Below are 14421 nucleotides of genomic sequence, written 5' to 3'. Positions count from 1 at the left end.
GGTGGGGGGCCGCCCGTTTTTCCCCCCCCCCCCGCGCGGCGCCCCCGCCGCGTGTCTCGGGCGCTGAAACACGGGACCTCGGGGCCCGCAACCCCGCGGCGCCGGAGGCGCCGCCAAAGATTCGGTAGCCTCTGGCGGTGGCTCTGTACCGGAAGTACCGACCGGCAACGTTCGCTGATGTGGTGGGCCAGGAGCATGTGACCGACCCCCTGTGTACGGCGCTCGATACCGGGCGGATCAGTCATGCCTATCTGTTTTCCGGGCCGCGTGGTTGCGGGAAGACCTCGTCGGCGCGGATTCTGGCGCGGTCGTTGAACTGTGCGCAGGGGCCTACGTCGACCCCGTGTGGTACCTGTGGGTCCTGTGTTTCGCTGGCGCCGGGGGGTGGCGGGAATCTCGATGTGATCGAGTTGGATGCCGCCAGTCACGGCGGTGTGGACGACACCCGCGAGTTGCGTGACCGCGCCTTCTACGCGCCCGCCGAATCCCGCTACCGGGTTTTCATCGTGGACGAGGCGCATATGGTGACCACGGCGGGGTTCAACGCGTTGCTGAAGATCGTCGAGGAGCCGCCGGCGCATCTGATCTTCGTCTTCGCCACCACCGAACCCGAGAAGGTACTGCCGACCATCCGTTCGCGTACCCACCACTATCCGTTCCGGTTGTTGCCGCCGGCCACCATGCGTGGCCTGCTGGGCGATATCTGTGAGCAGGAGCGGGTGCCGGTGGAGGAGACGGTGTATCCGCTGGTGATCAGGGCCGGGGGTGGTTCTCCGCGGGACAGTTTGAGTGTTCTGGACCAGTTGCTCGCGGGCGCCGGGAACGAGGGCGTCACCTATTCGCGTGCCGTCGCACTGCTGGGGGTGACCGATGTGGCGCTGATCGACGACGCGGTCGATGCGCTGGCGGAAAACGACGGCGCCGCCTTGTTCGGCACGGTCGACCGGGTGATGGAGGCGGGGCACGATCCGCGCCGGTTCGCGGTGGACCTGCTGGAGCGGCTGCGCGATCTGATTCTGGTGCAGGCGGTACCCGATGCCTTCGAACGCGGGCTGGTGGCCGCGCCGGGCGATCTGGTGGACCGGATGCGGGATCAGGCCGGGCGGGTCGGCCCGGCGACCCTCACCCGCTGCGCCGAGTTGCTGCATGCCGGGCTGGGGGAGATGCGGGGTGCGACCGCGCCGCGTCTGCTGCTCGAGGTGGTGTGCTCGCGGATGGTGCTGCCCGCGGCGGACGGGTCGGCGGCGGCGACCCTGCAGCGGTTGGAGCAGTTGGAGCGGCGGGTGGCCGCCGGTGTGGTGGCGGCTCCCGGTGCGGGCGGGGCTTCCGAAACCGGGCCTGCTGCCGCATCCGCGCCGGCTCGGCCACCGGCCGATCCGTCGCGGCGCCGGGGGGCCGAGGCGCTGGCTGCCGCGCGGGGGTCCCGGACGGCACGGACACCTGATCGCGGCGCGGGTGAATCGGCGGCCGCGGACGCCGCGCCCGGCCAGGTACCGCCGGCTGCGGCGCAGCAGGCGGGACCCCCGCCGCACCCGCCGGCCGCGAGCGGGCCGGGTGACCGCGTGGGTCCCCCGGAGCAGGTCGGGCCCCGGCATCGACCGGAAACCGCGGCCGAACAGCGGATCGCCCCCGAGACGTCGAGTACCGCTGCCGGGACGGCGGGGTCGCGGGACGAAGCGGCCCCCGCGTCGCGGGAGTTTGCCCGGCCGGGTGACGCCGGTCCTGGCCGGGCAGGTGAGTCGAGTGCTGCTCGGGCTGCCGAATCGGAGCCTGTTCCCGGGGACGAGTCGGCGGCCATGCGGAGTGGCTCCGAGACCGCCCGCGCCGATGATCCGACGCCCGCATCCGACGCTGTCCCGGCGCGTGGACCTGTTGCCGGGCATGAGCCGGATAGCGCGTCCGAGCATCGGGTGGGTGCGTCGTTCGAGGGCGGGGCCGATGCCCCGTCCCGCCGGGGACCGGAGAGTGGAGCCGAGTCCACCGCGGCGCCCGCAACCGGATTCGAAACGGCGCGCGGCACCGCGGCCGCGGGACCCGAGCGTGCTGCGACGTCCGGACCGGAGCCTGCCGGGGCACCCGAGCCTGATGCGGCGTCCGGACCCGAGCCCGCCGCGGAACCCGGGCCGGATCCTGCTGCCGCAACCGGTGGCCCCGACCTGCTGGCCGCGGTCGAGGCCGCCTGGCCCGAGATCAAGGTGAAGGTCCGGGAGTTCGGGCCGACGATCGGAGCCATGCTCACCTCGGGGGCGTCGGTGGCGGGCGTGGAGGACGGCGAGATCCTGTTCGCCCACCACGCCGCGCTGGTGCAGCGCCTGTCGCAGCCGCAGTCGCTGTCGGCCGTGCGGTCGGCGGTCGCCGCGGTGCTCGGACACGAACACCCGGTGCGCTGGGTCGTCGCGGGGCAGCACCAGACCTCACGGGGCCCCGGAGGCCGGGAGCGTGGTGGCCGCCGGCAGGCGCGCGACAGTGATTCCGGTGACTCCGACAGCAGCGGTCGCCGAGCCCCGGTACGACGCTCCACCGCCGGTCGCGCGACCGATGACGCGTCGTCCGGGCCGGATGCCGGTGTGAGCGCGACGCCCGCGGCGGAGAGTTCCGCCACCGGCTCCGCCACGAGTGCGGGGGCATCCGACACCCGGGGCGAGGATCCGGGCCGGACGCCGGTGCGGCGTGGGTCCGGCGGACCGCCGCGTTTCTCCCGCCCCAGCCAGGCCAAGTCCGGTGTGCCCTCCGGCCCCGTGGACCCCTACGGCGATGTGCCGCCGCCCGACTTCCCCGACCTGCCGGACGACCCCGGCGGCGGGGAGTACGGACACAGCGCCGCGGCGGTTCCGGCGTCCACTCCGGAGGAGGAGCGGGAGATGCTCGCGGAGTCGGCGCGGCCGGTCGCTCCGGGCGATCGCCGCGACCCGGACGAGGTCGCTCTGGAATTGCTGGCCAGTGAGCTGGGCGCCACCAGGTTGAACGGTTGACAAGCACCGGTTCGACCACGTTAAGTTAACCGGAGTTCGCATCCGGCGGTACTATGGGCGGGTGGCTGCGGACTTCGGCGCGACGAGGTTCTATGGTGGGCCGTGACGTACGGTCCGCCGGGCACCCGTCCGCTGGTTCGTGCCGTGGTTTGTACAGCGTATGCCCGCGTGGGTGACCCGCCCGCGGCAATGACCAACCGAATGCTGGCCCAACTGAATACGGACGGTCGGTCGAACGGCCGGTCGGCGAGGTAACTCGCGTCTGCCCCGCCAGGTGCGCAGCAGGCGTATTCCTAGGAAGGAAACACTCCGATATGACCACAGAGGCCTACATCTACGAGGCCATCCGCACCCCGCGCGGCCGCAACAAGAAGGGGTCGCTGCACTCGGTCAAGCCGATCGATCTGACCACCGGGCTGGTACAGGAACTGCGCAAGCGGTTCCCGAACCTGGACGAGGACCGGATCTCCGATCTCATCCTCGGTGTGGTTTCCCCGGTCGGTGACCAGGGCTCCGATATCGCTCGCACCACCGTGCTGACCGCCGGCCTGCCCGAAACCGTCGGCGGTGTGCAGATCAACCGTTTCTGCGCCTCCGGCCTCGAAGCCGTGAACATGGCCGCGCAGAAGGTCCGCTCCGGTTTCGAGGATCTGGTCCTCGCCGGCGGCGTCGAGTCCATGTCCCGCGTGCCGATGGGCTCCGACGGTGGCGCCTGGATGCTCGACCCGGCCACCAACTACGACACCTACGTCGTCCCGCAGGGTGTCAGCGCCGACCTGATCGCCAGCATCGAGGGCTTCACCCGTGAAGACGTCGACGCCTACGCGGTGCGGTCGCAGGAGCTGGCCGCCAAGGCCACCACCGGCGGCTACTTCGCCAAGTCGATCGTCCCGGTCAAGGACATCAACGGCCTGACCGTGCTGGATCGTGACGAGCATATGCGTCCCGGCACCACCCTCGAGGATCTGGCCAAGCTGAACCCGTCCTTCGCGGGCGTCGGCGAGATGGGCGGCTTCGACGCGGTGGCGCTGCAGAAGTACCACTTCGTGGAGAAGATCGAGCACGTCCACCACGGCGGCAACAGCTCCGGCATCGTCGACGGCGCCGCGCTGGTGCTGGTCGGCACCGAAGAGGCCGGCAAGGCCTCGGGCCTGACCCCGCGCGCCCGCATCGTCGCCACCGCCACCAGCGGCGCCGACAGCACCATCATGCTCACCGGCCCCACCCCGGCCGCGCACAAGGTGCTGGCCAAGGCCGGTCTGACCACCGACGATATCGATCTCTTCGAGATCAACGAGGCGTTCGCCTCCGTGGTGCTGAAGTTCCAGAAGGACCTGCAGATCCCGGACGAGAAGCTGAACGTCAACGGCGGCGCCATCGCCATGGGCCACCCGCTGGGCGCCACCGGCGCCATGATCACCGGCACCATGGTCGACGAGCTGGAGCGTCGCAACGCCCGGTACGCCCTGGTCACGCTGTGCATCGGCGGCGGTATGGGTGTTGCCACCATCATCGAGCGGGTCTGATCCCACCGGTCACTGATTCAACAAGGAGACACAGAGCTGTGAGCGAAGCCAACATGATCGGTTGGGAGAAGGATTCGGACGGCATCGTCGTTTTGACGATGGACGACCCGAACCAGGGCGCCAACACGATGAACGACCTCTACAAGAAGTCGATGACCGCCACGGTCGAGCGGCTGGAGGCCGAGAAGGACGACATCACCGGTGTCGTGCTGACCTCGGCGAAGAAGACCTTCTTCGCCGGCGGCGACCTCAAGAACATGATGCAGGTCGGCCCGGACAACGGCCCCGAGCTGATGGAAGAGCTGTCCGAGATCAAATCGGCGCTGCGCCGCCTGGAGACCCTCGGCAAGCCGGTCGTGGCCGCCATCAACGGCGCCGCCCTCGGCGGTGGCCTGGAGATCGCGCTGGCGACCCATCACCGGATCGCGGCCGATGTCCCCGGCTCCCAGATCGGCCTGCCCGAGGCCACCCTGGGCCTGCTGCCCGCCGGTGGCGGCATCATCCGCACCGTGCGGATGCTCGGCCTGCAGACCGCGCTCATGGGCGTGCTGCTGCAGGGCCAGCGCAACAAGCCGGCCAAGGCCAAGGAGATCGGCCTGGTCGACGAGCTGGTCGGTTCCATCGACGAACTGGTCCCCGCGGCCAAGGCGTGGATCAAGGCCAACCCCGAGGGCGGCGTGCAGCCCTGGGACAAGAAGGGCTTCAAGATCCCGGGCGGCACCCCCGCCTCGCCGGCCTTCGCGGCGAACCTGCCGGCCTTCCCGGCCAACCTGCGTAAGCAGCTCAAGGGCGCCAATATGCCCGCTCCGCGCGCCATCATGGCCGCGGCGGTCGAGGGCTCGCAGGTCGGCATCGACGACGCGTCGCTGATCGAGTCCCGCTACTTCGTGCACCTGCTCACCGGGCCGGTCGCGAAGAACATGATCCAGGCCTTCTTCTTCGACCTGCAGACCATCAACAACGGTGGTTCGCGCCCGAAGGATGTCTCCAAGAAGGAGATCAAGAAGGTCGGCGTGCTCGGCGCGGGCATGATGGGCGCCGGTATCGCCTACGTATCGGCCAAGGCCGGCTACGAGGTCGTGCTCAAGGACGTCACCATCGAGGCGGCCGAGCGGGGCAAGAACTACTCGGAGAAGATCGAGGCGAAGGCGCTGTCCCGGGGCAAGACCACCGAGGAGAAGTCCAAGGCGCTGCTCGACCGGATCAAGCCGTCCGCCGATGTCGCCGATTTCGCCGGCGTCGACTTCGTGATCGAGGCGGTCTTCGAGAGCACCGAGCTCAAGCACAAGGTGTTCCAGGAGATCGAGGACATCGTCACCCCCGACGCGCTGCTGGGCTCCAACACCTCGACGCTGCCGATCACCGGCCTGGCCGAAGGTGTGAAGCGTCAGGAAGACTTCATCGGTATCCACTTCTTCTCGCCCGTCGACAAGATGCCGCTGGTGGAGATCATCAAGGGTGAGCGGACCTCCGACGAGGCGCTGGCCCGGGTGTTCGACTACACCCTCGCCATCAAGAAGACGCCGATCGTCGTCAACGACAGCCGCGGCTTCTTCACCTCCCGGGTGATCGGCACCTTCGTCAACGAGGCGATCGCCATGCTGGGCGAGGGCATCGAGCCCGCGACCATCGAGCAGGCCGGTTCGCAGGCGGGCTACCCGGCTCCGCCGCTGCAGCTGACCGATGAGCTGAACATGAAGCTCATGCAGAAGATCGCCCGGGAGACCGAGGAAGCCGCCAAGGCGGGCGACGCCGCCATGGGCACCGAACGGCACCCTGCCATCGACGTGGTCGACTACATGGTCGAGCAGGGACGTCCGGGTCGCCTGGAGAAGGCCGGCTTCTACGAGTACGACGAGAACGGCAAGCGGCTCAACATCTGGCCGCAGCTGCGCGAGCACTTCAAGACGACCTCCGGGTTCAACGTGCCGCTGCAGGATCTGATCGACCGGATGCTCTTCGCCGAGGCCATCGAGACCCAGAAGTGTTTCGACGAGGGCGTGCTCGAGTCCACCGCGGACGCGAACATCGGCTCGATCTTCGGTATCGGGTTCCCGGCCTGGACCGGTGGCGTGCATCAGTTCATCGTCGGTTACCCGGGCGGTCAGGCCGGTTTCGTGGCCCGGGCCGACGAACTGGCCCAGAAGTACGGCAAGCGCTTCGAGGTTCCGGCCTCGCTGCGTAAGTAAGGATCCGGCCCGGGCGGTGAACCACCCGGAACGACCCGCCACCACCCGTCCCACGCACCGCGCGGGGCGGGTGGTCGCGTTTCGGGCGGCTCCGCCCCGGACCGGATCACGGTGGCGACCGGGTCACGGCGGGGTCTTGTTCGGGTGCCGATTCGGTTCCCGCGGCGGTGATCGGCGAGCGAACGGCTCGAAGTGGGTATTCCGCCAACAGGTCTCCAGGTGGTGCCTGATCGTGCGGGTGTTCACCGCCTACGTCACCGGTCGATATCGGATCGGTCGAGGTAGACACGCGAACGGCCGGGAATCCCGCACATCGGGGTGGGTGGCGCGCTACGTTGGAGATGAGGACCGGAACGGCGTCGCGGTGGCCTGCCCGCCGCAGCCGATTCGTTACGAGTGCGAGGTGGTGAGATGACTCCACGAGCGCGTTCGGGCCCGGAGGGCCGCGAATCGGAGAACGCCTACGTAACCGCTGATGTCGACGCGGGTGAGCCTGCCGATGTGGACGCGGGTGGGTCCGCTGATGCCGCCGCGGGCGAGCCGGGGAAGGCCGGGCCCGAACCCACCATGGCGGTTCCGGGCCCCGATGCCGGAGCCGGGGCCGAGGAAACCGAGAAGATCGCCGCCGAACTGGCGGCCATGGGGTTCACCGAGGCGCAGGAGATCGGGCGCGGCGGTTTCGGCATCGTCTACCGATGTGTGCAGCGGGCCCTGGACCGGGTGGTCGCGGTGAAGGTGTTGTCCTCCGACCTCGATCCGGAAAGCCGGGAACGGTTCCTGCGCGAGGAACATGCCATGGGCCGGCTGTCCGGGCACCCGAATATCGTCGATATCCTGCAGGTCGACGTCACCGCCAGCGGGTTGCCCTTCATCGTGATGCCGTTCGCCACGCACGGTTCGCTGGAACGGCTCGTGCACGACCACGGCCCGCTCGGCTGGCCCGATACCCTGCGGGCCGGGGTGAAATTGGCCGGTGCCATCGAGAGCGCGCACCGGACCAGGATCCTGCACCGTGACGTGAAACCGGCGAATGTGCTGCTCAGCTCCTACGGAGAGCCGCAGCTCACCGATTTCGGGATCGCCCGGATGCCGGGAGGTTTCCGCACCTCCAGCAGCCAGATAACCGGCTCGCCCGCCTTCACCGCCCCCGAAGTGCTGAAGGGCGCCGACCCGACGGTGCGCTCGGATGTGTACGGGCTGGGAGCCACCCTTTTCGCGCTGCTCACCGGGCACGCGGCGTTCGAGCGGCAGGCGGGGGAGCGGGTGGTCGCGCAGTTCCTGCGGATCACCACCCAACCGGTCCCCGACCTGCGTGAACAAGATATTCCGGCCGATGTGGCGGCGGTGATCGAAGAAGCCATGGCCCAGGATCCGGCCGACCGCCCGGAATCGGCCTACGACTTCGGGGAGATGCTGCGGGCGGTGCAGCGCGCGCACGGCCAGGTCCCGGATGAGATGGCGCTGCTGGATCCGGAGGTCACCGGGCCGGACGCGGTGGCACCCCCGCACGACCGCCCGTCGGTGACCGCGCGCCGTAGCTGGCCACTCCTGCATCCCACCCAGTCGGGTTCGATGAGCGGGGCGTTCGGCGGTGCCGGGCCCGCCGCACCCGCCGAGCCCGGGCGTCTCGGCGTGACCGGCCCGCGGCTCGGCCACCACGGCCCCGGGCCCCGCGCCACCGGTAGTGGTTGGATGTCCGGTCCCACGACGCTGCCGCCGAGCCCGGCCACCAAGTTCCGGCCGCCGACTACGCCCCGGGAACCGGTGCGCCGGCCTCGTCTGCTGGATATCCTGCGCCGGGGAGTGGAACGGCGTCTCACGGTTATCCATGCGCCCACCGGTTTCGGCAAGAGTGTGCTGGCCGCGCAATGGCGCGACGAACTGGCGGTGCTGGATCTTCCGGTGGCCTGGATCGGTATCGACAGCGGCGACGACAACGAGGTCTGGTTCCTGGCGCATCTGATCGAGGCCATTCACCGGGTTCGTCCCGAGATCGGCGCCGGTCTCGGGCAGATGCTGGAGGAACGACCGGCCGACACCGTCGCCTACGCGGTATCGAGTCTGATCGACGAACTGCACACCAGCGGGGATCCGGTGGTGGTGATCATCGACGATTGGCACCGCCTCACCGACCCGGGTGCGCTGCGGGTGCTGTCGGCGCTGCTGGACAGCGGCTGCCATCACCTGCGGTTCGTGGTGGCCAGCCGCGATGTCTCCGATCTGCCGATCGGCCGGATGCGGGTGAACGACGAACTGGTGCAGATCGATTCCGAGCAGCTGTGTCTCACCCGTGCCGAGACCGGGGAGATCCTGGTGCAGCGCAACGGTTTCGCGCTGGATTCCGACCAGCTGGACAAGCTGTACTCGGCCACCGACGGCTGGCCCGCCGCCATCCAGCTCATCGCCCTCGCGCTGCGCGATGATCCCGACCCCACTCGTCTGCTGGCCCGTTTGTCCGAGGGCGGCCACGGTATCCGTGAGTATCTGGCGGAGAACGTGCTGGATTCCCTCGAACCGGAGATGCTGGATTTCCTGTCCGATATCTCGGTGGCCGAAGAGGTCAACGCATCGCTGGCCACCGCGCTCACCGGTAACGAGCAGGCCGCCCGGCTGCTCGAACAGGCCGAGCGGCGGGAACTGTTCCTGCGCCACACCGATGAGGACGCGGACTGGTTCCGGATGCAGCCGCTGTTCGCCGAGTATCTGCGGGCCCGCCTGGAGCGCACGCGCACCGGGCGGGTTCGGACCCTGCACCGGCGGGCCGCGCGCTGGTACGCCGAACATCAGCTGCTGCGTAGATCGGTGGATCATTCGCTGGCGGGCACCGATTTCAAAACCGCCCTCGACCTGCTGGAGAGCGGCGGGATGGATCTGATCGACGGTTCGCGGGTGGCGACCCTGCTGGGTTCGGTCTCGAAACTGCCGATGCAGCAGGTGGCCTCGCGGTCGAAACTACTGATGGCGGTCGCGCGAGCGAATGTGAACCTGCAGCAGTCCACGGCCGCGCGGTCGGCGCTGAACCGGTTGTCGAACGCGCTGTCACGCAGCACCGAGGACGACAGCGAGGTGCGCCGGCAGCGGTGCCAGGCCGAGGTGCTCGCCGCCGCCGACGAGATCTCCCACGACCGGTCCGCCGGGGTGCAGGACCGGGTGGCCGAATCGCTGCGTCATCCCGACGAGTTGCCCGCGTGGACGGTGGCCACCGCGGCCAATATCCATGCCTACGTGCGGATCTGCGAATTCGACTTCACCGCGGCGACCGAAATGCTCGAATGGGCGCGACCGTATCAGGAGCGGTCCCGGGAGCCGCTCGGCGAGATCTTCGCCTGGTGCGGGCGGGGACTGATCGCCTATGAACAACTCGATGTCCAGGCGGCCCTGAGCTTCTACCGGCGGGCCTACGAGGTCGCGCGGACGCGGGCGGGTCCGCGGTCGAACGGAGTACGCGCCGCGGCCGGGCTGCTCGGTGAACTCCAGTACCGGCGCGGCGATCTGGTCGCCGCCGAAGAACTGCTGGACGAGAGCTACCAACTGGTGGCGCGGGTAGGACCGATCGAATCACTGATCGCGACCATTGTCATCGGTGCCCGGGTGAAGGCGTTGCGCGGCGACCTCCCGGCGGCCACGGTCCGGCTCGCGGAGGGGGCGCGGATCGCGGCCGATAACCAGCTCGGCCGGCTGGGAGCGCAGGTCCGTGCCGAACAGGTCCGGCTGGGGGTGCTGCCGCCCGATTCCGCGCCCCTGAGCAGCGGCAGCACCGCGCGCGGTCCGGTACCGGCCACCGAGCCCGGTGCGACGGTCGAGATGCCGACCGCCCTGAGCCTGGAGGCCGGTGAGATCGCCACCATCCGGGAACTGCTCGCCACCGGTAGCCGCGACGAGGACGAGCGCGCCGCCCGCCACGCGCGGGCACTGCACAGTCGCACCCGCGACCAGGGCAGACCGCGGGCCGGGCTCGATATATCGCTGCTGCTCACCGAATGCCTGGCCGCCGCGGGCTGGGTCGGGGAGGCGGCCGCGTTGCTGGCGCCGGCCGTCGCCACCTGCGCCGAACTCGGGTGGAGCCGGCCCCTGCTCGACGCGGGGCCGGCCGTGCTGGAGATCCTGCGCGTGCTGCGCGACGATCTGCCGTTGACCGCGCCGGACGGAACCGACGCGGTGCGCACCCTGAGTGGGACGCGAGTCCCCATACCGTTCCTCGACGACCTGCTCACCTAGCCGGCGGTCAGGGCTGCCACCAGGGCCGCAGCGGAACCTCCGGAAGTTTTCCGGGGCCCAGTTTCACGCCGAGCACCTGATGCAGCTGCACGACATTACGTTCGAACCCCAGCCGGCTGCCCGCCATGTACAGGCCCCAGACCTTGGCGGTGCCCTCACCGGCCTCGGCCACACAGGCATCCCAGTTGGCCACGAGGTTCTTGCACCATTCGGCGAGGGTGAGCGCGTAGTGCTCGCGCAGATTCTCCTCGTGCACCACCTCGAGCCCGACATTCTGGATCTCGCTGATGATGCGCCCGGACCCGATGAGCTCACCGTCCGGGAACACATAGCGGTCGATGAAATCACCGGCCTTGGTGGTGCGGGTGTTGTCGTGCCGGGTGATGCAGTGGTTGAGGAACAGGCCGCCGTCACGCAGCTTGCTCTGGATGAACCGGAAGTAGTACGGGTAGTTCTGGACCCCGATGTGCTCCGTGAGCCCGATCGAGGACACCGCGTCGAATCCGGTTTCGGTGATATCGCGGTAATCCGAATGCCGGACCTCGGCGAGTTCACCGAGCCCTTCGTCGGCGATCCGCTTCTGCGCCCAGGCCGCCTGTTCGGCGGACAGGGTGGCGCCGATGACCCGTACGCCGCGTTTGGCGGCGTAGCGGACCATACCGCCCCAGCCGCAGCCGATATCGAGGAGGCGATCGCCCTCCTTCAGCCGCAGCTTCTCGAACACCAGCCGGTACTTGTTCTCCTGGGCCTGTTCCAGCGACCAGTCCCGGTCGCCGTAACAGGCGCAGGTGTAGGTCATGGACGGGCCGAGAACGTACTCGTAGAAGGTGTTCGAGACGTCGTAGTGATGGTGGATGACCTCGGCGTCGCGGGTTTTGGAGTGGCGCAGACCTTCCAACGCGATACGGCGCCACCGTGGCAGGGTCTCCTGTGGGGGTGGCGGGACCGGGCGCAGCCGCTCCCAGCCCAGCGAACGGGCGATGGCCACCAGGGAGAGTGCCGACGGGCGTTTGAACTTCAGGTCCGTCATGGCCGCGAGGATTTCGTACGGATCACCGGGGTGGACCCCGGCGGCGTCCATATCGCCGGATATGTAGGCCCGCGCCAAACCGAGATCACCCGGGGCGTTGGCGAGATAGTTGATACCACGCGGGTTGCGGATCTCGAGTGCGAACTCGGAGTCCACGGGACCGGTGGTGCTGCCGTCGTACGCGGTCAGCTTGATGGGAACATCGCCGTCGACCAGGGCTTCCACCACCTCGGCGATACTGAGCCGGGTGCCCAGGTCCGCGAAAGCGTCGGATCTGTCCTTGAATGTCGTCATCTGCGTTGCACCGCCTTCGAATACAGATCCAGCAGACGCTGGCCGGGATCGTAGCGTTTCTTCAATTCTGTGTAGCTCGCACCGCCGTAGAGGGCGGCGAATTCCTCGGGTTCGTAGAACGAATCCGAGTACAGGGATTTGTGTCCGTCGAATTCTGTGACGGCTTTTTCGATGGCGCGATTCGCCGCGCCGTCGATCTGCCCGGCCGTTTTCGGAACGGCCGACCAGAAACCTATGTTGACGTAGCTGCGCGCGGGCCGCAGCGGATACAGCGGCCACGGTCGCTCGTCACCGGGGTTACCGCTATCGCGCAGTCGCAGTGGGCACAACCAAATGGGTTCGATGGGAATTTCGCGCAGGAACCATTCCACGAAATCCGCGGTGCGCTCCACCGGCACCTCGATATCCTGGACCACCCGTTCCTGCGGGGGGTCGCCCTTGCGCGCGGCGAGTTTGTCACCGATGTTGTAGCGGTGGTCCAGCGCGACCAGCTTCCAGTAGAAACTGCTGCGCCGGTAGCGTTTCGGCCAGAATCGGCGGATCTTCGGATTCTGGGTGCCGAAGGCGCGCGAGCACCAGAACCAGTCGGTATCCCAGCGCCACAGGTAGTCGTGGATGGTGAGACGGTCCCGTTTCGGCTCCGGGCCGTCGTGCTGGAGGGAGCGGTAGTAGATATCCATCCCGGTGTAATCGCTGACCGGGCCGGGTTCGTCGGTCTGCCGGCCCAGCGTCAGATAGCTCTCGTCCGCGCTGAACACGACACCGTCCAGGTAATCGACGGTCTCCCCGTCGTGGCTGCGCTCCCGCACGATCCGGTCCAGCGTGGCCTCGAGTTCGCGCAGGTCGTGGAATCGCACATGCCGCAGCGTCACATAGGGCCGCACGGGCTCCAGTTCGATCTTCAGCCGGGTCGTGTAACCCAGGGTCCCGTAGGAGTTCGGGAAACCGCGGAACAGATCGCCGGTCTCCCCGTCCGGGGTGATGGTGACCAGCTCACCGGCGCCGGTGAGTATTTCCATCTCCAGCACCGATTCGTGGGGCAGGCCGTTGCGGAACGACGTCGACTCGATTCCCAGCCCGGTGACCGCGCCGCCGAGGGTGATGGTCTTGAGCTGCGGGACCACCAGCGGGGCCAGGCCGTACGGGAGGGTCGCGGCGACCAGATCCTCATAGGTGGTCATACCCGCGACCTCGGCGGTCTTGGCCGTGGGATCGACTTCGATCACCCGGGTCAGCCCGGAAACGTCCAACCCCGGTGCGGTGTTCTTCGCCCGGGCCCGGAACAGGTTCGAGGTTTTCTTGGCCAGTCGCACATCGGCGCCCGCCGGGATGGCACGGTAGCTCGCGAGCAGGCGTTCGACACCTGCCCGATATGCGGCGAACCCGGATTCAATTGCGGCCGGACTGTGGCCGGCCTTCCCCAACAGACTCATTGCCACGGTTAGACGCTAGTCCTACATGGTCTTGATCGGCCACCGCGGGGGGAGTACCGAGGGCGAAATGTCACATATCCGTTGCACCCTGTTCGACGAGGTGTAGTCAGTGCTTGACGGCATTTTCCGGAATTGTCTGGATTCCGATGACGCCCCGCATGCGACAGCGCGCCGTGAACACAGCAGGATAGGACTGTCACAACGTATCCGGATAGGAGTTCACCGTGGGACAGGTCAAAGCCGGCAGCACGATCGAGGTCGCCGCAGACCCGCAACGCACGCTGGCGGCGGTCACCGATTACACGGAGGTGCGCCCGAAGATTCTCTCGGCGCATTACCGCGACTACAAGGTGGTCGAGGGCGGGCAGGGCGACGGCACCGTCGCCGAATGGACCCTGCAGGCCACCGAGAGCCGGGTGCGCAATATCCGCGCCCAGGTCACCGTGGCCGATCACGTGGTCACCGAGAAAGACGCCAATTCCACGCTCGTCAGCACCTGGACCATCACCCCGGCCGGTACCGGTTCGCTGGTGACCCTGGATACCGTCTGGCAGGGCGCCGGCGGGATCAAGGGCATTTTCGAGGGTATTTTCGCGCCGCTGGGGCTGCGCAAGATCCAGGACGAGGTGCTGGGCAACCTGAAACGCGAACTGGCCTGATTTCGCCCCAACATCAGTTAGGAACAGGCCCCTCGCATGAGTGAGCGCAGCGAACGAACGGACGTCGCGGGTGAGACCGGCGCCGCCGTCGAAACCCGAC

The 14421-nt window shown here is 68.4% G+C and carries 7 protein-coding genes; 5 read left to right on the top strand and 2 right to left on the bottom strand.

Going from position 1 to position 14421, the window contains the following annotated elements; genetic code table 11:
- The first annotated feature begins 137 nt into the window (after positions 1–137).
- The 4 genes from AB0F41_RS30550 to AB0F41_RS30535 all read left to right on the top strand — a co-directional run bounded on the left by AB0F41_RS30550 (position 138) and on the right by AB0F41_RS30535 (position 10905).
- On the top strand, positions 138–2972 hold the full coding sequence (locus tag AB0F41_RS30550; protein WP_357429876.1) for a DNA polymerase III subunit gamma and tau: 2835 nt from the start codon (positions 138–140) through the stop codon (positions 2970–2972).
- 314 nt (positions 2973–3286) lie between these two features.
- Positions 3287–4498: an acetyl-CoA C-acetyltransferase gene (locus AB0F41_RS30545; RefSeq protein ID WP_357429874.1), complete on the top strand. Its 1212-nt coding sequence runs from the start codon at positions 3287–3289 to the stop codon at positions 4496–4498.
- Positions 4499–4536: 38 nt separating this feature from the next.
- Entirely contained in the window at positions 4537–6687 is a 2151-nt protein-coding gene (locus tag AB0F41_RS30540; protein ID WP_357429872.1) for a 3-hydroxyacyl-CoA dehydrogenase NAD-binding domain-containing protein, read from the top strand.
- Positions 6688–7254: 567 nt separating this feature from the next.
- Positions 7255–10905 (top strand): protein kinase, encoded by a 3651-nt coding sequence (locus tag AB0F41_RS30535; protein WP_357429880.1) that lies wholly within the window; start codon positions 7255–7257, stop codon positions 10903–10905.
- Positions 10906–10912: 7 nt separating this feature from the next.
- Here AB0F41_RS30535 and AB0F41_RS30530 read toward each other — a convergent pair whose 3' ends face one another.
- Both AB0F41_RS30530 and AB0F41_RS30525 read right to left on the bottom strand, forming a co-directional pair.
- Positions 10913–12229 carry a class I SAM-dependent methyltransferase gene (locus tag AB0F41_RS30530; protein ID WP_357429870.1) on the bottom strand — a complete coding sequence of 439 codons (1317 nt, stop codon included), beginning with the start codon at positions 12227–12229 and terminating at the stop codon, positions 10913–10915.
- Positions 12226–13662, bottom strand: a complete 1437-nt coding sequence (locus AB0F41_RS30525; RefSeq protein WP_357429878.1) for an FAD-binding oxidoreductase — start codon at positions 13660–13662, stop codon at positions 12226–12228. Before AB0F41_RS30525 ends, AB0F41_RS30530 begins: the two co-directional genes overlap by 4 nt.
- Before the next feature lie 224 nt (positions 13663–13886).
- On the opposite strand from AB0F41_RS30525, the gene AB0F41_RS30520 reads away from it, so the two are divergent.
- On the top strand, positions 13887–14321 hold the full coding sequence (locus AB0F41_RS30520; protein ID WP_357429868.1) for an SRPBCC family protein: 435 nt from the start codon (positions 13887–13889) through the stop codon (positions 14319–14321).
- The last annotated feature ends 100 nt before the right edge of the window (positions 14322–14421 follow it).

It is taken from the genome of Nocardia sp. NPDC024068, assembly GCF_040638875.1.
Lineage (GTDB): Bacteria > Actinomycetota > Actinomycetes > Mycobacteriales > Mycobacteriaceae > Nocardia.
This window is presented reverse-complemented; position numbering and strand designations above follow the sequence as displayed.